This is a genomic window from Alcaligenes faecalis (assembly GCF_002443155.1).
In the GTDB taxonomy this organism is placed as follows: domain Bacteria; phylum Pseudomonadota; class Gammaproteobacteria; order Burkholderiales; family Burkholderiaceae_B; genus Alcaligenes; species Alcaligenes faecalis.
Genome location: NZ_CP023667.1, coordinates 2,027,937 through 2,048,283, shown reverse-complemented (window position 1 = coordinate 2,048,283; position 20,347 = coordinate 2,027,937). Strand labels below are relative to the sequence as shown.

Annotated in this window: 21 protein-coding genes; 9 read left to right on the top strand and 12 right to left on the bottom strand. The window is 56.9% G+C overall.

Features of this window, described 5'->3' with window-relative positions; translation table 11 throughout:
* Nucleotides 1-119 precede the first annotated feature (119 nt).
* The 6 genes from CPY64_RS09540 (at nt 120) to CPY64_RS09515 (ending at nt 6,100) form a co-directional block, all read left to right on the top strand.
* A complete protein-coding gene (locus tag CPY64_RS09540; RefSeq protein WP_080723689.1) occupies nt 120-893 on the top strand; it encodes an energy transducer TonB in 774 nt (257 codons plus the stop codon).
* A gap of 9 nt (nt 894-902) precedes the next feature.
* Entirely contained in the window at nt 903-1,760 is an 858-nt protein-coding gene (locus CPY64_RS09535; RefSeq protein ID WP_042481211.1) for a MotA/TolQ/ExbB proton channel family protein, read from the top strand.
* Nucleotides 1,761-1,762: 2 nt separating this feature from the next.
* Nucleotides 1,763-2,263: an ExbD/TolR family protein gene (locus tag CPY64_RS09530; RefSeq protein ID WP_042481208.1), complete on the top strand. Its 501-nt coding sequence runs from the start codon at nt 1,763-1,765 to the stop codon at nt 2,261-2,263.
* Nucleotides 2,264-2,350: 87 nt separating this feature from the next.
* The gene (locus CPY64_RS09525) at nt 2,351-3,031 is read left to right on the top strand and encodes a response regulator (RefSeq protein WP_042481205.1); all 681 of its coding nucleotides are present in this window, start codon (nt 2,351-2,353) and stop codon (nt 3,029-3,031) included.
* Nucleotides 3,032-3,070: 39 nt separating this feature from the next.
* Nucleotides 3,071-4,210, top strand: a complete 1,140-nt coding sequence (locus CPY64_RS09520; protein WP_042481202.1) for a sensor histidine kinase — start codon at nt 3,071-3,073, stop codon at nt 4,208-4,210.
* Between the two features lie 54 nt (nt 4,211-4,264).
* Nucleotides 4,265-6,100 carry a potassium transporter Kup gene (locus CPY64_RS09515; RefSeq protein WP_052362869.1) on the top strand — a complete coding sequence of 612 codons (1,836 nt, stop codon included), beginning with the start codon at nt 4,265-4,267 and terminating at the stop codon, nt 6,098-6,100.
* A gap of 49 nt (nt 6,101-6,149) precedes the next feature.
* Here the strand turns inward: CPY64_RS09515 and CPY64_RS09510 are convergent, their stop codons facing one another.
* The 4 genes from CPY64_RS09510 to CPY64_RS09495 form a co-directional block, all read right to left on the bottom strand.
* Nucleotides 6,150-6,785, bottom strand: a complete 636-nt coding sequence (locus tag CPY64_RS09510) for a DJ-1/PfpI family protein (protein WP_042481195.1) — start codon at nt 6,783-6,785, stop codon at nt 6,150-6,152.
* A gap of 77 nt (nt 6,786-6,862) precedes the next feature.
* On the bottom strand, nt 6,863-7,513 hold the full coding sequence (locus CPY64_RS09505) for a helix-turn-helix domain-containing protein (RefSeq protein ID WP_042481190.1): 651 nt from the start codon (nt 7,511-7,513) through the stop codon (nt 6,863-6,865).
* Nucleotides 7,514-7,670: 157 nt separating this feature from the next.
* Complete coding sequence (locus CPY64_RS09500) at nt 7,671-7,994, bottom strand: ferredoxin family protein (protein ID WP_042481187.1); 324 nt, start codon at nt 7,992-7,994, stop codon at nt 7,671-7,673.
* A gap of 57 nt (nt 7,995-8,051) precedes the next feature.
* Nucleotides 8,052-8,483 (bottom strand): cupin domain-containing protein, encoded by a 432-nt coding sequence (locus tag CPY64_RS09495; protein WP_080723688.1) that lies wholly within the window; start codon nt 8,481-8,483, stop codon nt 8,052-8,054.
* A gap of 224 nt (nt 8,484-8,707) precedes the next feature.
* On the opposite strand from CPY64_RS09495, the gene CPY64_RS09490 reads away from it, so the two are divergent.
* Nucleotides 8,708-10,072, top strand: a complete 1,365-nt coding sequence (locus tag CPY64_RS09490; RefSeq protein WP_080723687.1) for an MFS transporter — start codon at nt 8,708-8,710, stop codon at nt 10,070-10,072.
* A gap of 67 nt (nt 10,073-10,139) precedes the next feature.
* Here the strand turns inward: CPY64_RS09490 and CPY64_RS09485 are convergent, their stop codons facing one another.
* From CPY64_RS09485 to CPY64_RS09455, 7 genes are all read right to left on the bottom strand, one after another.
* The gene (locus tag CPY64_RS09485) at nt 10,140-10,517 is read right to left on the bottom strand and encodes a hypothetical protein (protein ID WP_042481184.1); all 378 of its coding nucleotides are present in this window, start codon (nt 10,515-10,517) and stop codon (nt 10,140-10,142) included.
* Between the two features lie 197 nt (nt 10,518-10,714).
* Entirely contained in the window at nt 10,715-11,131 is a 417-nt protein-coding gene (gene mnhG, locus CPY64_RS09480; RefSeq protein ID WP_042481181.1) for a monovalent cation/H(+) antiporter subunit G, read from the bottom strand.
* A complete protein-coding gene (locus tag CPY64_RS09475) occupies nt 11,128-11,409 on the bottom strand; it encodes a K+/H+ antiporter subunit F (RefSeq protein WP_009461751.1) in 282 nt (93 codons plus the stop codon). Before CPY64_RS09475 ends, mnhG begins: the two co-directional genes overlap by 4 nt.
* A complete protein-coding gene (locus tag CPY64_RS09470) occupies nt 11,406-11,891 on the bottom strand; it encodes a Na+/H+ antiporter subunit E (RefSeq protein WP_026483416.1) in 486 nt (161 codons plus the stop codon). The genes CPY64_RS09475 and CPY64_RS09470 overlap by 4 nt, the downstream gene beginning before the upstream one ends.
* Nucleotides 11,891-13,477 carry a monovalent cation/H+ antiporter subunit D gene (locus CPY64_RS09465; RefSeq protein ID WP_232623251.1) on the bottom strand — a complete coding sequence of 529 codons (1,587 nt, stop codon included), beginning with the start codon at nt 13,475-13,477 and terminating at the stop codon, nt 11,891-11,893. The genes CPY64_RS09470 and CPY64_RS09465 overlap by 1 nt, the downstream gene beginning before the upstream one ends.
* Before the next feature lie 44 nt (nt 13,478-13,521).
* Nucleotides 13,522-13,863, bottom strand: coding sequence for a Na+/H+ antiporter subunit C (locus tag CPY64_RS09460; protein ID WP_009461754.1), 342 nt, complete (start codon nt 13,861-13,863; stop codon nt 13,522-13,524).
* The gene (locus tag CPY64_RS09455) at nt 13,863-16,790 is read right to left on the bottom strand and encodes a monovalent cation/H+ antiporter subunit A (protein WP_042481173.1); all 2,928 of its coding nucleotides are present in this window, start codon (nt 16,788-16,790) and stop codon (nt 13,863-13,865) included. The genes CPY64_RS09460 and CPY64_RS09455 overlap by 1 nt, the downstream gene beginning before the upstream one ends.
* A gap of 196 nt (nt 16,791-16,986) precedes the next feature.
* Here CPY64_RS09455 and hemN point away from each other — a divergent pair, with 196 nt between their 5' ends.
* Entirely contained in the window at nt 16,987-18,408 is a 1,422-nt protein-coding gene (gene hemN, locus CPY64_RS09450; RefSeq protein WP_042481170.1) for an oxygen-independent coproporphyrinogen III oxidase, read from the top strand.
* 122 nt (nt 18,409-18,530) lie between these two features.
* Nucleotides 18,531-19,679: an NAD(P)H-dependent flavin oxidoreductase gene (locus CPY64_RS09445; protein WP_042481167.1), complete on the top strand. Its 1,149-nt coding sequence runs from the start codon at nt 18,531-18,533 to the stop codon at nt 19,677-19,679.
* A 39-nt stretch (nt 19,680-19,718) separates the two neighbouring features.
* Here CPY64_RS09445 and CPY64_RS09440 read toward each other — a convergent pair whose 3' ends face one another.
* On the bottom strand, nt 19,719-20,255 hold the full coding sequence (locus tag CPY64_RS09440) for a hypothetical protein (RefSeq protein WP_042481164.1): 537 nt from the start codon (nt 20,253-20,255) through the stop codon (nt 19,719-19,721).
* Nucleotides 20,256-20,347 lie beyond the last annotated feature (92 nt).

Below are 20,347 nucleotides of genomic sequence, written 5' to 3'. Positions count from 1 at the left end.
TCTGTTAAGATTCGATACTTCACTGGGCATCCTGTCCGGTCCCGTCATGGTCCATGCGGGTTGCAGAATGTGTAGAACGGATTATGACCGGAATTGCTTCTCAAAAGAATAGTCGCTCGATGCTGGCCTTGAAGGCAACTGGCTTGGCATTAGCACTGGGATTGCACGTTGGTGTCGTGGCTACCATCTTGTGGACGGAAACCCCCAAGATTGTGGGCGAACCTGCCCCTATGGATGTTGTTGGGGTGACGTTGGTGGAAGTGTCGGAGTCCCCGGTTCAGCAAGAGCAGGTCAGCGCCCCTCCTGAAGAGGTGGTGGCCGAGCCGGAGCCTGAACCCGAACCCGAGGTGGAACCTGATCCCGAGCCTGAGCCCGAACCGGTTGTTGAGCCGGAACCCGAGCCAGAGCCTATCGTGGAAAAACCGCCGATTCCCGAGCCGCCCAAGCCCAAACCAAAACCCAAGCCGAAACCCAAGCCCAAGCCACAGCCCAAGCCCGAGGTCCCACCGGCAGAAACCCCGCAGCCTGCTCAACCGGCAGCCCCTGCCGCTCAAGCTGGCCCGGCAACGGACAACACCTCCCAGACCGCCGCGCGCTCTACGGATGGTGATCGGCCCAAGCTGATTGGCCGGGTGGACTATTTGGGACGTCGTCCTGTGCCTGTGTACCCACGGGCTTCCGAGCGCCGTCGTGAGCAGGGCCGCGTGGTGGTTCGTGTAGTGATTTCAACCCAAGGAACCGTGCTGGAAGCCAAAGTACAAAGCTCCTCAGGCTATGAACGTCTGGACGAGTCGGCACTGAAGGCAGTACGCACAGCGCGTTTCAAACCGTATACGGAAAATGGTGTGGCCTATCGTGCCATGGCCGATATTCCTTTCGACTTTGTTTACTAGGATATATCAATGATGCAGGAACTATTTCAAAGCGTATGGGTAAGCCTGGCACAAGTTGCAGGGCCTGTTGCAGATCAGGCTGCCGCCAGTGTTGCTGCCGCTGAGGAAGCGACCGGGGTGCTGCACTTTATCCAGCAAAGTGATGTGGTCGGCAAGACCCTGTTCGTGATTCTGGCCTTGATGTCGGTTGCCAGCTGGTACCTGATCATCGTCAAAGGCGTGTTGTCCTTCCGCCTGAAGCGCCGCTCGCACGGTTTCATGCGCGAGTTCTGGTCCGCCAGTTCCCTGGAGCAGGTTGAAAACGAAATTGCCACCCACGGTGCACGCGATCCGTTCAGCCACCTGGCCAGTCACGCTATTCACGCTCAAAAACACCATGTGAAATACGGCGCCATGCGTCTGGAAGAGAAGGGCTCTACGGATGCCTTTGTCTCGCGCATCATGCGTAAAGTCATGGACGAAGAAACCGCCAAGCTGGAAAACGGCCTGACGCTGCTGGCTTCGGTGGGTTCTACCGCTCCGTTTGTGGGTCTGTTCGGTACGGTTTGGGGTGTGTACCACGCTCTGATCAATATTGGTCTGTCTGACGGTGTGACGCTGAACAAGATCGCCGGCCCCGTGGGTGAAGCGCTGGTGATGACTGGTCTGGGGCTAGCGGTAGCGATCCCTGCCGTGTTGGCCTACAACGCCTTTGTGCGCACCAACCGCGTTTACCTGTCCCAGCTGGACGCGTTTGCCCATGACCTGTTCACCTTCCTGACCACAGGCCAGCCTGTGCAGGATAATCAACCTGTTCTGCGTCGTGTCCCCAGCTCGGGTGGCGGTGCAGCATCGAGCTCGGCAGCCGCTGCCAAGCGGGAGCACTAATCATGGCTTTTGGCAGCTTTGATAATCGCAATTCGGGCTCTGCGCTGTCCGAAATCAATATGGTGCCGTTGATCGACGTGATGCTGGTGTTGCTGGTGATCTTTCTGATCACCGCTCCGTTGCTGTCGCACTCCATCAAGATTCAGCTGCCCCAGGCGACGTCCGAACCGGTTCAGCAAGATCCTAAAACGATTGATCTGGCGATTGATGCAGAAGGGCAGATCTTCGTGAATGAGCAGCCGGTGGCGCTGGAAGACCTGACCGCTACGCTGGCCCCTTATTCCAAGGATCAGCCTCAGCCTGAATTGCGTATCCGTGCTGATACCGATACTCGCTACGAAACTCTGGCCCAGGTCATGAGCCGCTCCAAGGCTTCCGGCCTGACCCGTCTGGGTTTCATCACCCGCCCAGGTCCAACGACCAAGGCAGCGGGTGATGAGGGTGAAGCCCAAGAAGGCGCCGTCGCCGATCAGAAGGCCGTCGAGCCTAAACCAGCTCTGTAATTCCAGGTTCTTCTTCGTGTTGTTTTTTCTGGCCCCTCGCTTTGCATCTGCAACGCGAGGGGCCAGTTTCGTAATAAAATCCCCCGAATGCGTGTACTAGTTATCGAAGACGACGCCATACTGGGCGCCGCACTGCAGGAATTTCTCAACGACCAGGGCTACGCGGTTGATTGGCTCCAGGAAGGCGAAAGCGCCTTGAAGGAGCTGGCTGCCCAGGTCTACGACCTTCTGCTTCTGGACTTGAACTTGCCCGGCATCAGTGGCCTGGATGTGCTGCGCCAATTGCGCCAGCAGGGCAATGCCATTCCCGTTCTGATTCTGACCGCGCGTGATGGCGTTGAGGATCGCGTCGGTGGTCTGGACGCCGGTGCGGACGACTACCTGATCAAGCCCTTTGACCTGTCCGAGCTGGCCGCTCGTGTACGCGTATTTGGGCGACGCCGCAGTGGTCAGGTACAGCCCATTATTGATGTGGGTCCCTTGAGTTTTGATACCATTGGCCGCGAGCTGCGTTGTGCCGGTCAGCGTGTGACCTTGTCGGTACGGGAATTGTCCGTACTGGAAATGCTGATGATGCGGGCTGGTCGTGTGGTCACCAAGCAGCAAATTATCAACTCCCTGTCTGCCTGGGATGCGGATTTCAGCGACAATGCGGTCGAAGTCTACGTGTATCGTTTGCGCAAGCGCCTGGAAGGCACCGGGGCTGTCATACAGACTGTGCGCGGCTTTGGCTATTTGCTCGATGTGGAGAGCGTGGCCGGAGCGTAACGGCAGCCAGTGCCCGCTGCCTGAAACTTTAGGTCAACCATGCCCGATCAGCATCTTTCTCCAGCGGTAAAAACCTCCTTGTTGCGAGGCTGGCTGGAGCGCTTTCTTGCTCCCGGTTCTTTGGCCCGCAAGCTGATGGGCCGTCTGTTTCCCCCGATCTCCATTCTGGTGGTGCTCGACCTGAGCGTTACCTGGATACTGACACGCCGCATGAGCCTGGAAGACTGGCTGCTGCGCGATATCTTCTGGACCATGGCGCTCAGTCAGGTCTTGTTGGTCAGTCTGATTGCCTGGGTGTTGCTCTCGGGGATTCGCTCGCAGCTGGCGTCCATTGATGATTTGTCACAACAAATCCGCAACCGCTCCGATGACGACTTCGAACGCCTGGATGCCAGCGCCTTGCCTGCTGAAATAGTGCCGCTGGTGGAGCACTTTAACGAATTGCTGGAACGTCAGCGTGATACGCTGCAGGCGCAAAAGCGTTTTATTGGCCATGCCGCGCATCAGTTACGCACGCCCTTGTCGGGTTTGCAACTGGAGTCCGAGCTGATGCTGGCACGACCGTTGCCAGATGACATACGCCAACGGGCCGAGCGCATCAAAAGCGTGTCGGACCGCATGATTCGTTTAGGGCAGCAGTTGCTGGTGCTGGCTCGTACCGATGCGGACAGCAATATTAAAGACAGTTTTGTACGCCTGGATTTGTGCGAATGGGTGCGCGAGGAAGGAGGCGACTGGTTCTTGCAGGCCCGCCAGCATGGGGTGGAAATCCATTTGCTGGCACCTGAAAAGCCGGTGTGGATTGATGCCGCGCCTGTGCTCTTGCGCGAACTGCTGTCGAATTTGATGGATAACGCTTTGCGCTATGGGCTGGGGACAGACCGCATTGTCCTGCGGGTAGCCAGCAATCCACCCTCCTTGTCGGTGGAAGATCATGGACCGGGTATTGAGGCCAGCGAACAGCAGCGCGTGTTTGAGGCCTTTTACCGTTCCCCTGGCACGCAGGCGGGCGGCTCCGGTTTGGGTTTGGCCATTGTGCAGGAAATTGCCCGCGCCCATGGCGCCTGGTGGAGCTTGATGAGTCGTCCTGATTTTCCGGGTACCCGCATCACCATTGTTTTTCCCGGTCCGCGTATTGGCGCGCGTCTGACCCGGCACGATACTTTGATTGGAAACTAAGCCTTGAACACAGCAACAGAAAACCCCAGAAAAGCGGCTCAGGCCGCCTTGTTAATGGGCGCTTTAGGCGTGGTGTACGGCGATATTGGAACCAGCCCGCTCTACACCATGAAAGTGGCCTTGAGCGCGTACGGACAGCCCGGTGCCGAACAGGTCTATGGAGTGCTGTCCTTGCTGTTCTGGTTGCTGACCCTGGTGGTTTCCATCAAGTATGTGACGGTGGTGCTGCGTCTGGATAACAAGGGCGAGGGCGGCACGCTGGCCCTGATGGAATTGGCTGCACGCGGTATTCAGGGGTCACGTCGCCAGATTATTGTGGTGCTGGGCCTGATCGGTGCTGCCTTGTTTTACGGGGACAGCATTATTACCCCCGCCATTTCCGTGATGTCGGCACTGGAAGGCATAGGCATGGTGTCCCATGTACTTGACCCCTGGGTCGTGCCCTTGGCCCTTGGGGTCTTGCTGGCTTTGTTCCTGATTCAGTCGCACGGCACGGGCACCATGGGCAAGCTGTTCGGTCCCATTATGTTGACCTGGTTTCTGGTGCTGGGCGGCCTGGGATTATGGCGCATTATTGAACATCCCCAGGTCTTGATGGCCTTGGACCCGCGGTGGGCCGTGGCGTTTATTGCTGAGGCACCCTGGCAAACCTTTTTACTGTTGGGAGCGCTGGTTCTGGCCCTGACTGGTGCCGAGGCTTTGTATGCCGATATGGGCCATTTTGGTCGTCCCTTGATACGCAAAGCCTGGTTCATGATTGTGATGCCTTGCCTGGTCCTGTGTTATTTCGGCCAAGGGGCTTTGCTGATTTCCGACCCGGCCGCGATCCGTAATCCTTTCTTCTTCCTGGCCCCCAACTGGGCCCTGGTGCCCATGGTGATGCTGGCAACCGTAGCAACGGTGATTGCCTCCCAGTCCGTCATCTCCGGGGCCTTCTCCGTGACTCGTCAGGCGGTGCAGCTTGGGTTCTGGCCACGCATGGTGATTCAACACACTTCGGCCAAAGAAGAAGGGCAGATCTACCTGCCGCGTGTGAACTTGCTGCTATGCGTGGCGGTGATGATTCTGGTCCTGAGCTTTGGCTCCTCGGATCGTCTGGCTCATGCTTATGGTTTTGCGGTCACAGGCACCATGCTGATGACCAGCTTGCTGGCTCTGGTGCTGCTGCCGCGTCATGCAAGTGGTATCAAACGCTGGGCCTGGTTGGGGCTCTTGGGTATTTTCCTGATTCTGGACATGCTCTTGTTCTCGGCCAATGCGCTCAAGATTCTGGAAGGTGGCTGGCTGCCATTGCTGGTGGGCGCTGTGCTGCTGGGCTTGATGCTGACCTGGCGTCAGGGGCGTGCCGCTTTGCACGAGCGCTTGCTGGAAAACAAGCAGCCGCTAAAAGAATTTTTGCTGAATCTGGAGGAGTACGCCCCAACCCGCGTACCAGGTACGGCGGTGTTCATGAGCACCATTCCCGACTCGGTCCCTCCGGCCTTATTGCATAACCTGAAACACAATAAAGTCCTGCACGAACAGGTCCTGTTCTTGACTGTAACCAGTGCTGGCGTGCCTTACGTGCCGTTTGGGGAACGCTATAGCCTGCAACGTCTAAGCCGCGGCAGCTGGCAGGCGGTGGCGTCCTGGGGCTTCAAGCAGGAGCCCAATGTGCCGCAATTGCTGGAGCAGATTACGCTGGAGCATCCGGAGCTGAATCTGGAACCTATGCAGACGTCCTACTTCCTGTCGCGCCAGACGGTGATGATTCAATCGCGTCAGCCTTGGTATCTGGGCTGGCGTCGCCGCTTGTTTGCATTCATGGCACGTAATGCCAGCCGTAGCACGCGCTTTTTCAAGATCCCGCCTAATCGTGTGGTGGAGATGGGGATACAGGTGGAGCTGTAGCAACTGTGCCTGTTGTTCGATACAGAACAACAGGCTGTGCAGTTTGCTCTTAGGCGTGGATGGGTTTTATTAAGCTGGGTAAACGTGCCTGATTGGCGGCTCGGGCAGCACTGTATTCCATGATATGGGCCGTACGTGCAGCGAGCTCTGGCCCCAGGAAGCGTTCCAGCAAGTAGAGCGTCAGGTCCACACATAGGCTAACCCCGCCGCCGGTGATGATGTCTCCTTCGTCAACCAACAAGGCTTCGCGTACAGAACAGTTCACGGTCATTTCGGCCAATGTGCTCAGGGGTGAGGTCTCCGGGGCTGCATAGGCGGCTTTGCTGGTTGCAGTACGGCCATCCAGTAATCGGGCGCTGGCCAGTAGCAGCGCCCCTGTACAGACGCTCACCATGACATCCCCACTAGCATGACGTTGGCGTAAAAAATTTAACAATACGGGGTTGTTGGCCTGTGTTTTCCAGCCTGGACCACCCGTGATGATGGTGACATCGGCGGCGGGAGCTTGTGCAAAGCTGTATTCCGTCTCTAGCTGCAAACCGTTGCGCAATCGTATGACTCCGCCGGTTTCGGAGAGCGTGTGGTACTGCAGCTCTGGGGCCAGGCGTTTTGCCATGGACAGGGTGCCCAAAATACCAATTTCAATGGGCTCTACGTCTTCGTACAGGATGATGCCAATGCGCATAAGGAAACCTCCGTAAAAGTTTCCTAATAATATTTAAATATTTCCTTTTTGGCAACAAGAATGTCCGACTCAGTTTCTTATTCCTCGCTGGGTGGTTCGATAATCACTACCAATGCCTGGGCGTCCCCATCCAGCGCGCGGCCTCGGTGGGGCGTGTTGGACTCGAAATACATGCTATCGCCCGCTTCAAGCCGGACTTTGGCCAATTGGCCGTGAATCTTGAATTCGAATTCAACCGTACCAGTTAACAAGTAGACGAACTCTTCGCCGGCATGCTCAAAAAATACTTGAGGATCAGTGTGTTGGGGGAAGGTGAACATGAACGGATCCATGTTTCGGTTGGCTTTTTTATGAGCAAGACTGACGTAGTCGTAGCCGTACTCGCTGCCTCCGCGGCTGACCGGTTTGCGTTCCCAACTGTGTACTACAGACACCGGTGAGTCCTGGCTTAGCGGCATGGTGGGATTGTCTTGATCCGGATCGACAAAGAAGACGCTCAAGTCCACTCCCATGGCTCGTGCAATGCGAGCCAAGGTTCCGATGGGAGGGGCTTTGTTGCCATTCTCGATCTTGGATAAATAGCCTTTGGTAAAGCCGGAGCGTTCGGCCAGGGTATCCAGAGTCAGGCGATGTTCACGCCGCAGTTCACGCAGCCGCTTGCAGACGGCTGCTTCCTCCTGTTCGGGCTTGTCGTTATTAGGGCTAAGAGAGCTGAGTTCCTCGGTCACGCCTGATTCCACGTCTGAACGGTATGAAGGAAGACACGGCCCCACTGGGTGAGGCCGTATCTGCGGGCAATGAAAATAGTCTGGTTGCCAGCGGGTTCAAGGCGTGCAACCTAGCTTGAATCATACCGTATGAGTGCGAAGGTGCGCAGTGGCTTTCTCAGCGTTGCAGCAAGGCAAGCTTGTTGGTCTGCTCTGACCAGAAGTGCGCGTCTGGATGAGCGGGTGGCCCGCTGAAAGCGACAGGCCAGTTTTGTGCCAGTTCGGCATTGAGCGGGATGTAGTGCCGATGCTCAGGTCCTAACTCATAGTCGGAGGCAATGGCTTGCACGGGACAGGCCAGAATGCACAGCGTGCAATTGATGCAGCTCTGCGGATTGATGACCATGAAGTTCGGGCCGCGATGGAAGGCATCGGCAGGGCAGACCTCCAGGCACTCGCCATATTGGCAGTTGATGCAGGGGTCGGTGACGACGCAGGTCATGACTGCTCCTTGCGGTGTGCTGCGGGGCGTCTTGCGCCCCGCGTAGCGATAGGCCGCTCAGGCGGCTTGAAAACCTGCTGTGCCAAAGAACACATTCGGTTTGCGGTAGACCGCCAGCAAAATGCAACCTTCGTCGGAATGAGTCTCGTGCAAAGAGCCTGGGTGGCGCCACACATACTGACCAGCCCGACAAATACCGTCGTGGTCGTAGAACGAGCCTTGCAGGACGTAGCTTTGTTCAATTTCCGGGTGACGGTGAAAAGGCAAGACGGCGCCGGGTTCCCATTTGAGCAGCACCGTCATCTCTCCTTCAGCATCGTTGCGATACAGCACTTTCATCGAGATTTTTTCGAATTGTGAAGGCTGCCATTCCATGGATTCAGGGTCCACATAGACGGAGCCGCCTTGGGTGGGTTCCAGCTTGCCTTTGAGGCGTTGGGCATAGTGCTTGCTTTCAGTTTGTTCGGTGGTGTTGGTTTCTGTGCTCATGATCTCTCCTTGGTTGGGCCGCCCATGTGGGTCGGTAGGCATAATTTAGTGAGAAGTTTCTTATTAGTCAACTTTTAAGATAAAAATAAGGATAAGTTTACTGATAAACCCTAATTTAAGCTTAAAAAGTTTCCTGTCAGTATTTGTCCACCGTGTGTGGTATTTGCGGGCACATCCATAAGAGGCCCGGATCGATAGCCGGGCCTGACAATCAGGAGACAGGAATGAGCATTTCAGTTAAGGCGGACAGTCTGGGGGACTCCGCCACTCAGGAGCGGCAGGCGCTGGAGGAGGAAAAGTCCATGCGGCGTGTCGTGATGGCCAGCGTGATTGGCACAACGGTGGAGTGGTATGACTTTTTGTTGTATGGCACCGCAGCCGCATTAGTGTTTAACAAGATCTTTTTCCCAGGCTTGGATCCGCTGATGGGTACCTTGGCCGCGCTGGGTTCGTTCGCGGTCGGTTTTATTGCGCGCCCTTTGGGAGGTGTAGTGTTTGGGCACTTTGGTGATCGAGTTGGTCGTAAATCCATGCTGATGTTGACCATGTTCTTGATGGGGGGAGGCACATTCGCGATTGGCCTGTTACCTACCTATGAACAAATTGGGATCTGGGCTCCCATTGCCTTGATTTTGTTACGTATTATTCAGGGCTTCGGTATTGGTGGGGAGTGGGGAGGGGCAGCGCTGATGGTCATTGAGCACGCTCCCCGAGATCGACGAGGATTTTACGGTAGTCTGGTACAGGTGGGTTTCCCGCTGGGTATGCTGGCATCGACTGGCATTCTGGCCTGGCTAAGTCGTTTGCCGGAAGCCGAGTTTCTGAGTTGGGGATGGCGGGTGCCGTTCCTGCTGAGTGTGGTGCTGGTTGCATTGGGTTTTTATATCCGTTTGCAGGTGGTTGAGTCTCCTGTCTTTCAGGTCAGTCAGGATGAGGGCGAAAAAGCCGGTTCGGAGGTAAAAACAGACAAGGCGCCTCTCTGGCAAATTCTGACCAAGCATCGCCTGAATCTTTGCCTCAGCATTGGGCTGAAAGTATGTGAAGTTGCCTGGGTGTATATCCTGACAGTCTTTGTGATTGTCTATGGGACTAACGCGTTGAATCTACCCAAGGGCTTGATTCTGGATGGGGTGCTTCTTGGGGCAGTGCTGGAAATCGGCTTTATTCCCCTTTTTGGCTACCTGTCTGACAAGGTGGGGCGTAAGGCTTTGTACTATTTCGGGTCTTGCTTCGTGTTACTTGCGGTCTATCCTTTGTTTCTCTGTCTGGAAACGCGTGACCCAACACTTATCATCGGAGCGATTGCGGCATGCATGGTTTTTGGCCATGGTCCGATGTACGGCCCTCAGGCTGCCTATTTGCCGGAATTGTTCGGTACCAAAGTACGTTATAGCGGTGCATCTTTAGGCTGCCAGGTAGCTGCCGGGGTGGGCGGTGGCCTGGCACCTATGTTGGCGACATGGCTATTAGCTAGCCAAGGACACTATTGGGGCGTGGCCGTGATGGTGCTGGTGTTGGCTGTGATCACTTTGTGGGCAACATGGCGTAGCCCTGAAACATACAGGGATGATTTGACCAAGACGCAGTAGCAGGGATCAAGGTCAAAAAAACAGCGCCTGATAAAGGCGCTGTTTTTTGTAAGGATAGCGATTCGCCTTACTGAGCAGGTACTACCGTCGTGGTTTCGCGCAGAATACCGCCGCCTTCCACGCTACCGCGCACGGTTGTGTCCTGGCCGGTCATGGATTTCAGGCAGTCTTGCTGGCGATCCGCGGGTAGACGATGGCAACGTGCCTGACGGTTGGCATCCAGATTGTGATCGCGCTTATCCAGTTTGTTATGTCGCTCGGCTTGCAAGGCCGCACCGGCTTCGCGCCGGCAGGTGGTGCGTTGTTCGCCCTTGAACTGCTCACAGCGCTGAATATCGTGTCGGTAGTCTTGGGACGGGGTTTGAGCCCAGGCAGCGGAGGACAGCAGACCCAGGCTGAGCAAGCTGGCACTCAGAATTCGGGATGGGTGTGTAAGTAGACTCATCGATCTCACTCCTTTACTTGCTAAGGGAATCACCGGCTTGGCGAGCACTGTTACGAGCAGGTATGAGTAGCAGGCCGCAAAGCCCCAAAAGCGACTGCGTATGGGGCAATACCCGATACGCAGTAAACACTTACTAGTATAGGTGGAGCAGTTGCAAGTGAGGGTAATAAAACTTTTCTAAACCCTCATTGCTTGATTCAGCTCTTGTCGCTGGCCCGAGGTTCTGCCAGGTCTTTGGGCAGAGGTGCTTTGTGCGGCATGTCCAGGTAGCCAGGTTCGTCCGGGCCGTACTCGGCCAGACGCTGGCGATGCTCGCGTTTGATGGCAGCGCGCATCAGGAAGATGGCGGTGACCGGCGAGGTAATGATCAGGAGCACGCTAAGGATGAGCGGGTGCAGAATAGGGCGGCTCATCAGGTGGCTGGCGCTGATGGCTACCGCCAGCACCATGAAAAACGTACCCAGCGTATTCCCCATGGTGGGGGCGTGGATGCGCGAATAAAAGTGCTTGAAGCGCAGCAGGCCAGCCGAACCTACCAGGGCCACGATACCGCTCAGAACCAGCAGAAGGGCGACCGGGATAGCCAACCACAAAGGCAATAAAGGCGTGTTCATGGCTCGATCACCTCGGCGCGCAACAGGAATTTCGCCATGGCTGCCGAGCCTACAAAACCGAACAGGGCAATCAACAGGGCGATATCAAAGTACAAGGTAGAGTCAAAACGAATGCCCAGTGCCAGCAAGGCCAGCATGCCGTTGATGTACATGGTGTCCAGCGCCAGCACGCGGTCGGCGGCGGAAGGGCCTTTGAGCAGGCGGATGACGGCGCAGCCCATGCCCAGGACAAAGCAGCCCAGGGCAAACTGACAGGCCCAGTAAACAATGTCTATCATTGGAAAATCTCCAGTAGCGGTCCTTGGTAGCGCTTCTGAATAGTGTCTAACCAGACCTGTTCGTCTTGCAGATCCAGAATGTGCAAGGTCAGGACGCGGGTCTCGTAATCGAAGCCGGACCAGACGGTCCCTGGGGTGTAGGTAATGATGCACGCCAAGGCTGCCAGACCATGTGGGTCAGTCAGTTGCAAAGGGATGGCCAGAAAGCCGGGGCGGGGCGCATTGCCGCCTTTCAGGACCAGATGACCCACGGCAATATTGGACAGCACAATATCCCAAGCTACTTGGAAGATCAGTTTCAAGGCCAGAAAGGGATGTCGAATGCTGGCTTTAACGGGACGAAAGGGAATGGCGGCCAAACTCAGGGCGATGGCCAGGAACAGGCCCAGCACCACATAACCGGCCGAGAGCGAGTCGTTCAGCAGCAGCCACAGACCCAGGAGCAGTAAAGGCAGAAACAGATGTTTGGTGTAGCGTCGCATCAGAATCCCTCCGCTTGAACAGAACGCACAGGGTTTTGTCGCAAGACCGAGCCGATGTAGATACGGGGCTCATCGAGCTGTTGGGCTGTTTGCTCCAGGTAGGTCGTGATTGGACCTGCATACCAGCTCAAGATCCCGCAAGCCACAATAATGCCCGCAATCGGAGCGGCTTCGATCAGTTTCAGGCGGGGAATCGTCAAGGAGCTATTGCTCCAGAACAGACGAATGCCCACACGCACCATGGCGATCAAGCCGGCCACACCCGAAATCAGCACGGCGGCTGTCAGAATCCAGGCGTTCAGCGGCTCAGGAGACTGGCCGGAGGCTTTCAGGGCGGCTGTCAGCAGGGATAGCTTGGCCACAAAACCGGACAGGGGGGGCAGGCCCACAATCAGCAAGGCGCAGGCAATAAAGGACATGCCCAGGAACACCATTACGCCGGGGATGGCTACACCCACCACGTCATCACTATTGTCTTCGGATTCCGGGTCGTCCAGATCAAAGACTTCCTGACTCACGGCCAGCAGGTCGGCACCAAAAGGCTTGGTACGGCTGACCAGTTCCAGCAACAGGAAGAACGCACCCAAAGCCAGCACACTGCTCAGCATGTAGTACAGGGCAGGGCCGGTCAGAATGACCCCAGGCATACCCAGAGCGGCCAGCAAGGTGCCCGAGGACACGATGATGCAGTAACTGGCCAGCCGTTCGGGTTGCTGTGCGGCCATCACACCAATCGCACCGAAGGCCAGCGTGGCAATCCCGGCCGGGAACATCCAGGCCACGCCGAAGGCGGCAGGCGCCCCCGTCGGCAGCAGCAAGGAGCCAATACGCAGCAGCGCGTAAATGCCCACCTTGGTCATGATGGCAAACATGGCCGCGACCGGCGCACTGGCATTGCCATAAGCATTCGGCAGCCACAAGTTCAGGGGCCAGGCGGCCGCCTTGATCAGGAAGGCAATACCCAGGATGGCCATGGCCGCTTCAAATACCAGGCGGTCCGAGTCCGGCATGGAACCGGCGCGCAGAGCCAGATCAGCCATGTTCAGGGTGCCGGTGACACCGTAAACCAGAGCGATCGCGATCAGCAGCAAGAAGGAAGAGATCAGGTTGACGGCAATGTAATGCAGGCCGGCACTGACGCGGGCTGCGCCCGAACCGTGCAGCATCAGACCATAAGACGCTGCCAGCAGCACCTCGAAGAACACAAACAGGTTGAACAGGTCGCCAGTCAGGAAAGCGCCGTTCAGGCCCATTAGAAGCAGTTGGAACAAGGAGTGGAAATGTACCCCTACGCGATCCCAGCGTGCCAGCGAATAGAACCAGCAGCAAAAAGCCAGCACATTGGTCAGCACCAGCAAGAAGGCGGCCAGCCGGTCCACGACCAGCACAATCCCGAAGGGTGCGGGCCAGTCACCGAGCAGATACACACCGACGGACTGGGGCCAGATCGGGTCCAGCGTGCCATCGGCCAACAGGAGCAGATAGACCGCGCAGAACAACTGGGCCAATAAGGAGCTGAAAGCGATCAGCAGCTTGTAGTGACGGCGCTTGTCGCGCAGCATCACCATCAGTGCCGCGGCCATCATGGGAATGGCAACGGGCAATACGGGCAAGTGTTGGTTGAGTAGACTCACAGATCGTCTTCCTCGCGGCCATCAACGTGGTCGGTACCGCTCAGGCCACGATTGGCCAGAATGACGACCAGAAACAGGGCGGTGGTGGCAAAGCCAATCACAATAGCGGTCAAGACCAGCGCTTGGGGGAGGGGGTCGGCATAGTCGGCCCCCAGCTTGCCGGCGTTAATAACGGGAGCAGCACTGATTTTGAGTCTACCCATACTGAAAATGAACAGGTTCACGGCATAGGACACTAAAGCCAGCCCCATGATGACCTGAAAGGTACGCGGGCGCAGCAGGAGCCAGACGCCTGAGCCGGCCAGCACACCAATCGCAATTGAAAGCACGATTTCCATTATTTATTCTCCATCCCGGATGCAGCGTTCGAGGCGGATTGCAGCGACGGCAGTTTGCGATAAAAACGTAGGGACTGGTGAGCCAGCGCGACCAGAATCAGGATGGTGGAACCAATCACCAGCATGAACACGCCAATGTCAAAGATCAGCGCGCTGGACGTATGCACGTCGCCCACCAGGGGCAGATGCAGGTCCCAGCTTTGGGCGGACAGGAAGGGTTTGTTGAAGGCCCACACCAGCATGGCGGCCACACCGGCTGTCAGCAGTCCCAAGCCAATCCAGGTTTGAGGCTGAATCAGTGGGCGGGACTCCATCCAGACCACGCCGCTAACCATGTACTGCAAGATAATGCCGGTTGCCATGATCAGGCCGCCCACAAAACCGCCGCCGGGCAGGTTGTGGCCGCGCAGCAGGAAGTACAAGGCAATCAGCGTGGAGATAGGCAGCAGCAAGCGCAGCAAGACGGCTGGAATCTGCATGATGCCTTCGGGCAGCGGGGTCTTGGGATCGGGTTCCACAAAGACGGCTTCACGGCTGTCCTTGACGTTCTGGCGACGGGCCAGAGGTTGGGCGATGGCTTCAATGGGTGGACGGAATCGACGCAGCAGGGCGAAGACCGTCAGGGCAACAATACCCAGCACCACAATTTCACCAAAGGTATCAAAACCGCGGAAGTCCACCAGAATCACGTTTACCACGTTGGCGCCGCCGCCCAGAGGCAGGGCCTTCTCGACAAAAAAGGGTGAGATGCCGCTGGGGTGAGGGCGCGTCATCATGGCGTAGGCCAGGGCAGCAATACCGCAACCGGCCAGAATGGCAATAATCAAGTCGCGGCTACGGCGGAACAGGGCGCGACCACTATTATCCTGGCCACCAGGCATATCACTGACGCGTTGCGGCAACCAGCGCAGGCCCAGCAAAATCAGTACGACGGTGACTACTTCCACCGCCAGCTGGGTAAGCGCCAGGTCAGGGGCGGACAGCCAGGCAAAGGTCAGGCTGGTCACCAGTCCAGCACCACCAGACAGCAGCAAGGAGGCCGGGCGGTGGAACTTGGCTTGACGAGCTGCACCAATCGCGCAGGCAATCCCGACGGCCCACATCAGGGCAAAGAAGGGGTCAATAGGGGTGGAAATGGTGGACTTGAACCAGTTGCCACGAGCCAGAGGCAGGGCGGCAACGCAGATTGTGACCACGATAATCAGCAAGGTTTGGCGTTGCAGGCGTGGCGAATACAGCTTGCCTACCGCCCAGTTGGCTGCCACTTCCAGATACTCCATGGCCAGTTCGAAGAAACGTCGGCCATCGGCACGGGTCAACAAAGGCGTGCGGCCCTGGCGATTTCTGTAGAAGCGGTTGATGATCAGTACGAAGATCACACCCATGCCCGTTGCGACCAGACTCATGATCAGGGGCAGGTTGAAACCGTGCCAGACGGCCAGGTCGTACTGAGGCATTTCAGCACCCAGAATCGCGCCGGCAGCCGTGTGCAGGAATGGACCAAAGGTCAGGCTGGGAATGACGCCGACCAGCAAGCAGGTCAGTACCAGAATGGCACTGGGGATCAACATGCGGCGAGGGGGCTCATGCGGCTCCCGCGGCAAGTCGGTGGCGACGGGGCCAAAAAAGACCTGGGCAATAAAGCGCAAGGAATAGGCCACGCTGAAGGAACCTGCAATGACCGCTACAACGGGCAGGGCGTATTCCCAGGTGTTGCCATTGCTGGCCAGAATGGTCTCGGCAAAGAACATTTCTTTGGAAATAAAGCCATTCAATAGGGGCACTCCGGCCATGGCCGCCGCCGCGACGGTTGCCAAAGTGGCGGTCAAGGGCATGGCGTGGCGCAAACCGGAAAGACGGTTCAGGTTACGGGTACCCGTTTCGTGGTCCACGATACCGGCCGCCATGAACAGGGACGCCTTGAACGTCGCGTGGTTCATCATGTGAAATAGTGCCGCGACCAGAGCAAGCGGGCTGTTCAGGCCCAGCAACAAGGTAATCAGACCCAGATGACTGATGGTGGAATAAGCCAGCACGCCTTTCATGTCGCGCTGGAACATGGCCACATAAGCACCCAGTGTCAGGGAACACAGACCGGCGCCCCCAATAATGACAGCCCATTCCGTCGTGCCCGACAGCGCAGGCCACAAGCGTGCCAGCAGGAATACCCCGGCCTTGACCATAGTGGCCGAGTGCAAATAGGCAGATACGGGGGTCGGGGCGGCCATGGCATGGGGCAGCCAGATATGGAAGGGGAACTGGGCACTTTTAGTTAGCGCACCCAGGGCAATCAGGATCAGCATCCCGGTATACCAGGGGTGGTTGCGAATCTGCTCGCCCGACTCCAGTACCACGCTCAGGTCATAGCTGCCGGCGGCCTGGCCCAGCATGAGCACGCCCGCCAGCAAACAGAAACCGCCCGTACCCGTGATGATCAGCGACATGCGCGCACCGCGACGCGCATCCATGCGGTGATACCAATAGGCAATCAGCATGAAGGAAGACAGACTGGTCAGTTCCCAGAACACGACCAGCTGAATCAGGTTGCCCGACAGCACCACCCCCAGCATCGAGCCCATGAAGGCTTGCAGAAAGGAGAAAAAGCGCCGGACCGGATCCTGGGCGGACAGGTAATAGTGCGCATAAAGGGCAATCAAGGCCCCCATGGCGGTAATGATGATACTGAAGAGCCAGGCATAGCCGTCCATGCGCAGCTTGAAGGTCAAGCCATGGGCGGGTATCCAGGAGCGTGACGACTCCAGCACCTCTCCGCGAGCGATGTCCGGATAGGCGTAGAGAGTGAGTAAGGCGCACGTAACGGCGACAGCGCCTGCAAGAGATGCCTGGAGTTTGCGAGAGTTCGCGGGCATCAGGGAAGATAGCAAGCTACCGATAAACGGTAGAGCTAGGATCACGAGCAAATACATCTGACTCCAACAGGCGGTAATTTAGGCGGCTAGCGCTTAATAATACGATATATGAAGCTAAATTCAGCCCAACGGTGATAAAAAAAGCGTTTTTTTAGTTATTGCGGCCTTGATGCAGGTCAAGCGCATGCGTGAGGTTTTCTCTCACAATGAATGCTTGACTAGAAGAAACAGGTCTTTTGCAGGAGGCCCCTATATGCCGCAAACCTTGGAAGCATCGGACGCCAGCGCCCCGACCGCGCCGGACATTGAAATCTCTGAAGCCCTGATTCGGCGCTTTGATCGTTCCGGACCACGTTACACCTCCTATCCCACCGCAGACCGTTTTTTTCAGGACTTCCCCGCTCAGCCCTATATTCACGAGCTATCGCGCCGGGCCTTGAGCAGCAGCAATCCCCCCTTGTCGGTCTACCTGCATATTCCGTTTTGCCAGTCGCTTTGCTACTTCTGTGCCTGCAACAAGATCATTACCCAGGATCGCAGCAAGAGCGAGCAGTACCTGGATTACCTGCTGCGCGAAATTGATATGGTCACCCAATATATGGGTGAAGATCGGCGCACCGAACAACTGCATTTGGGCGGCGGCTCGCCCACTTTCCTGGACAATGAGCAATTGACCCGCCTGATGGCCAAGCTCAAGGAACAGTTCGCGTTCACGGACGATGCCGAACTGGGCATCGAGATCGACCCTCGTACCTTGGCGGAAGGCACGCTCCAGAACTTGGCGGCTCTGGGCTTTAACCGTACCAGCTTTGGGGTGCAGGATTTTGACCCCAATGTGCAAAAAGCGATCAACCGTATTCAGCCCTTCGAAATGGTCAAACGCGCCATTGAAGAGAGCCGGGCTGCCGGTTTCCAATCCATCAACACCGATCTGATCTACGGTCTGCCTTTGCAGACTCTGGAAAGCTTTGCCATCACCATTGACTCCTTGGTGCAACTGCGGCCAGATCGCATCGCTTTGTATAACTACGCGCACTTGCCTACGCGCTTCAAGGCACAGCGTTTAATCAACGAGGAAGAACTGCCTGACGCCGACCAGCGCTTGCAGTTGTTCCTGATGTCTTCGCAGCGTCTGCTGGATGCGGGGTATGTCTATATTGGTCTGGACCATTTTGCCTTGCCCACGGACGAGCTGAATCTGGCCCGTCTGGACGGCAGCCTGCACCGTAACTTCCAGGGCTACACCACTCGCGCAGCCTGTGATCTGGTTTCCTTTGGCGTGTCGTCTATTGGTCAGGTGGGCACCATGCATGTGCAAAATGCCCGCAGCCTGCGCAATTACTACGCTGATATAGACCGGGGGCGTTTGCCCATCGAGCGGGGTATTGTGATGCAGCAAGACGATCGCCTGCGGGCGGAAGTCATCATGCATTTGATGTGCAGCATGCCAGTGCCTATTTTGCGTCTGGAAGCGCGTTACGGCATTGATTTTGCCAGCTACTTCTTTGCCGAGCTGCAAGAGCTCAACAGCTATGCCGACGCCGGCTTGCTGACTGTCGATGCCCAATCCATCCAGGTTCTGCCCAAAGGCCGTTTGTTTGTGCGCGCCTACAGCATGGTGTTCGACAAGTACTTGAGCCAGGAAAGCGGTGCCCGCTATTCCCGCCTGATTTAACACAGTGGCCGTCCTTGCAGACGGCCACGATTCTATTGCCCTGTTTCTGGTCCCGACGTGGCCGGCAGGTTCTTGCATCAACCTAAGGTATTTACATCGTGCTAAAGACGGATTTACGTCTCATGTCCCTGAAGGGAAAACTGCTTTTGCCTATTGTTCAAGGCGGCATGGGAGTCGGTATTTCGGCGTCCCGACTGGCCGGTACTGTGGCCGCATTGGGCGGGCTGGGGACGATCTCCAGCGTGGATTTACGGCGTCATCACGAAGACCTGATGGACAGCACCGGGGGTGATGTCGAAAAAGGCGTGGTCGATGCGGCCAATTTGCAGGCGCTGGACCGCGAAATCAATCGTGCCCGAGAGCGCTCGGGTGGCAATGGCGGTATCGCCGTCAATATCATGAAGGCCGTCTCGCAGTATCCCGAGTATGTGCGTCAGTCTTGCGAGAGCGGGGCAGACGCGGTGGTGGTGGGCGCTGGCCTGCCCCTGGATTTGCCTGAGCTGGTTCAGGATCACCCCAAAGTGGCCCTGATTCCTATCTTGTCGGATGTACGTGGCGTCACCCTGCTGGTGAAAAAATGGCTGCGTCGCAAGCGTTTGCCGGACGCCGTCGTTCTGGAAAATCCCCGTTATGCCGCCGGTCACCTGGGCGCTGCCGACGATCAGTCCTTGAACAAACCTGAATATGCGTTCCAGCGTGTGCTGGAAGGTTGCCGAGCCTTGTTCCGCGAGCTGGGCCTGGAGGCCGAGCGTATTCCCTTGATCGCCGCAGGCGGGATTCATCGCCCTGAGCAACTGCGTCAGTTAATCGATTGGGGTGCAGACGGCGTGCAAATGGGTACGGCTTTTGCCGTCACCGAAGAGGGGGATGCGCACGAGAACTTCAAGCGCGTCTTGCTGGATGCTGAGCCCAAGGACATCGTGACATTCATGAGTGTGGCTGGCCTGCCTGCCCGTGCCGTGCGTACGCCCTGGCTGGATGCTTACCTGCATAAAGAGCAAAAGCTGCAATCGGTGGCGCGTGAGCGTGCTTGCACGGAAGGCTTTGATTGCCTGGCACATTGCGGCTTGCGCGATGGGGTGCAGCGGCACGGTCAATTCTGCATTGACCGCCAGTTGGCCTATGCCTTGAAAGGGGATGTGGAACGTGGTCTGTTCTTCCGCAGCTCCGAAGCCTTGCCTTTTGGCAAGGCCATGAAGTCGGTGCGCGAATTGATGGACTACATGTTGAATGGCCGCAGCAAAACGCCGGGTGTGGTTCCTGCGGGTTAATACTTTCAGGCTATAGAGCAGTTCAAAGAGATCAGGGGTTTAGCCCCTGATTTCGCGTATCAAACCTTCCTCGCTACCATCAATGGTGTGCACCGCTTCACGTCTTTGTGTTTCCAGTGCCAGGCGGCGGGCAATTTCATAGCATTCTTCAATATGCTGGTTGCCGACTTTGCGCAGCACCACAAAGCTGATGGAAGCAGAAATGGCGCTGCCGATCAAAGGCACATACTTGGCGCCGTATTTCCCCGCCAGTTTCTTCGCTCCCAGACGCACCAGAATATTGATCACGCGATCTGTGGTCAGCACGCGCCCCACCATGCCCATGCCCATACTGGTTCCACCGACAACCACCAGCTTTTTCAGCTCCGGACTGAGGGCATCCACATCATTGGCAGTCAAACCAAAGCGGGCATTGATGATAGGAATGACCTTCATCAAAATCGCCACGTCCGCGCCCACATCCACCCCGGGAATGGGTACCACGGCAGCGGCTGCCGATAGCAGGGCGCGCCGACTGATCAGTTTGCGACATTCCTCGCGGGTTTTATCCAGTTCCTGCAGTGTCATCGTGCTCATGTGTCTGTCCTGAAATCAAGGCGGATTGATCGTGCAAGCCTTAACACATATGGGGCGGGTACGGTGCTTTTCCAGTGATTGTGTAGATGATT

Coding starts and splice junctions, on each gene's coding strand:
- mnhG (WP_042481181.1), bottom strand. CDS start 11,131: ATGAACACGCCTTTATTGCCTTTGTGGTTGGCTATCCCGGTCGCCCTT.
- CPY64_RS09515 (WP_052362869.1), top strand. CDS start 4,265: ATGGGCGCTTTAGGCGTGGTGTACGGCGATATTGGAACCAGCCCGCTC.
- CPY64_RS09455 (WP_042481173.1), bottom strand. CDS start 16,790: ATGTATTTGCTCGTGATCCTAGCTCTACCGTTTATCGGTAGCTTGCTA.
- CPY64_RS09530 (WP_042481208.1), top strand. CDS start 1,763: ATGGCTTTTGGCAGCTTTGATAATCGCAATTCGGGCTCTGCGCTGTCC.
- CPY64_RS09500 (WP_042481187.1), bottom strand. CDS start 7,994: ATGACCTGCGTCGTCACCGACCCCTGCATCAACTGCCAATATGGCGAG.
- CPY64_RS09495 (WP_080723688.1), bottom strand. CDS start 8,483: ATGAGCACAGAAACCAACACCACCGAACAAACTGAAAGCAAGCACTAT.
- CPY64_RS09520 (WP_042481202.1), top strand. CDS start 3,071: ATGCCCGATCAGCATCTTTCTCCAGCGGTAAAAACCTCCTTGTTGCGA.
- hemN (WP_042481170.1), top strand. CDS start 16,987: ATGCCGCAAACCTTGGAAGCATCGGACGCCAGCGCCCCGACCGCGCCG.
- CPY64_RS09440 (WP_042481164.1), bottom strand. CDS start 20,255: ATGAGCACGATGACACTGCAGGAACTGGATAAAACCCGCGAGGAATGT.
- CPY64_RS09470 (WP_026483416.1), bottom strand. CDS start 11,891: ATGCGACGCTACACCAAACATCTGTTTCTGCCTTTACTGCTCCTGGGT.
- CPY64_RS09510 (WP_042481195.1), bottom strand. CDS start 6,785: ATGCGCATTGGCATCATCCTGTACGAAGACGTAGAGCCCATTGAAATT.
- CPY64_RS09535 (WP_042481211.1), top strand. CDS start 903: ATGATGCAGGAACTATTTCAAAGCGTATGGGTAAGCCTGGCACAAGTT.
- CPY64_RS09460 (WP_009461754.1), bottom strand. CDS start 13,863: ATGGAAATCGTGCTTTCAATTGCGATTGGTGTGCTGGCCGGCTCAGGC.
- CPY64_RS09525 (WP_042481205.1), top strand. CDS start 2,351: ATGCGTGTACTAGTTATCGAAGACGACGCCATACTGGGCGCCGCACTG.
- CPY64_RS09475 (WP_009461751.1), bottom strand. CDS start 11,409: ATGATAGACATTGTTTACTGGGCCTGTCAGTTTGCCCTGGGCTGCTTT.
- CPY64_RS09490 (WP_080723687.1), top strand. CDS start 8,708: ATGAGCATTTCAGTTAAGGCGGACAGTCTGGGGGACTCCGCCACTCAG.
- CPY64_RS09465 (WP_232623251.1), bottom strand. CDS start 13,477: ATGATGGCCGCGGCACTGATGGTGATGCTGCGCGACAAGCGCCGTCAC.
- CPY64_RS09485 (WP_042481184.1), bottom strand. CDS start 10,517: ATGAGTCTACTTACACACCCATCCCGAATTCTGAGTGCCAGCTTGCTC.
- CPY64_RS09445 (WP_042481167.1), top strand. CDS start 18,531: ATGTCCCTGAAGGGAAAACTGCTTTTGCCTATTGTTCAAGGCGGCATG.
- CPY64_RS09540 (WP_080723689.1), top strand. CDS start 120: ATGCTGGCCTTGAAGGCAACTGGCTTGGCATTAGCACTGGGATTGCAC.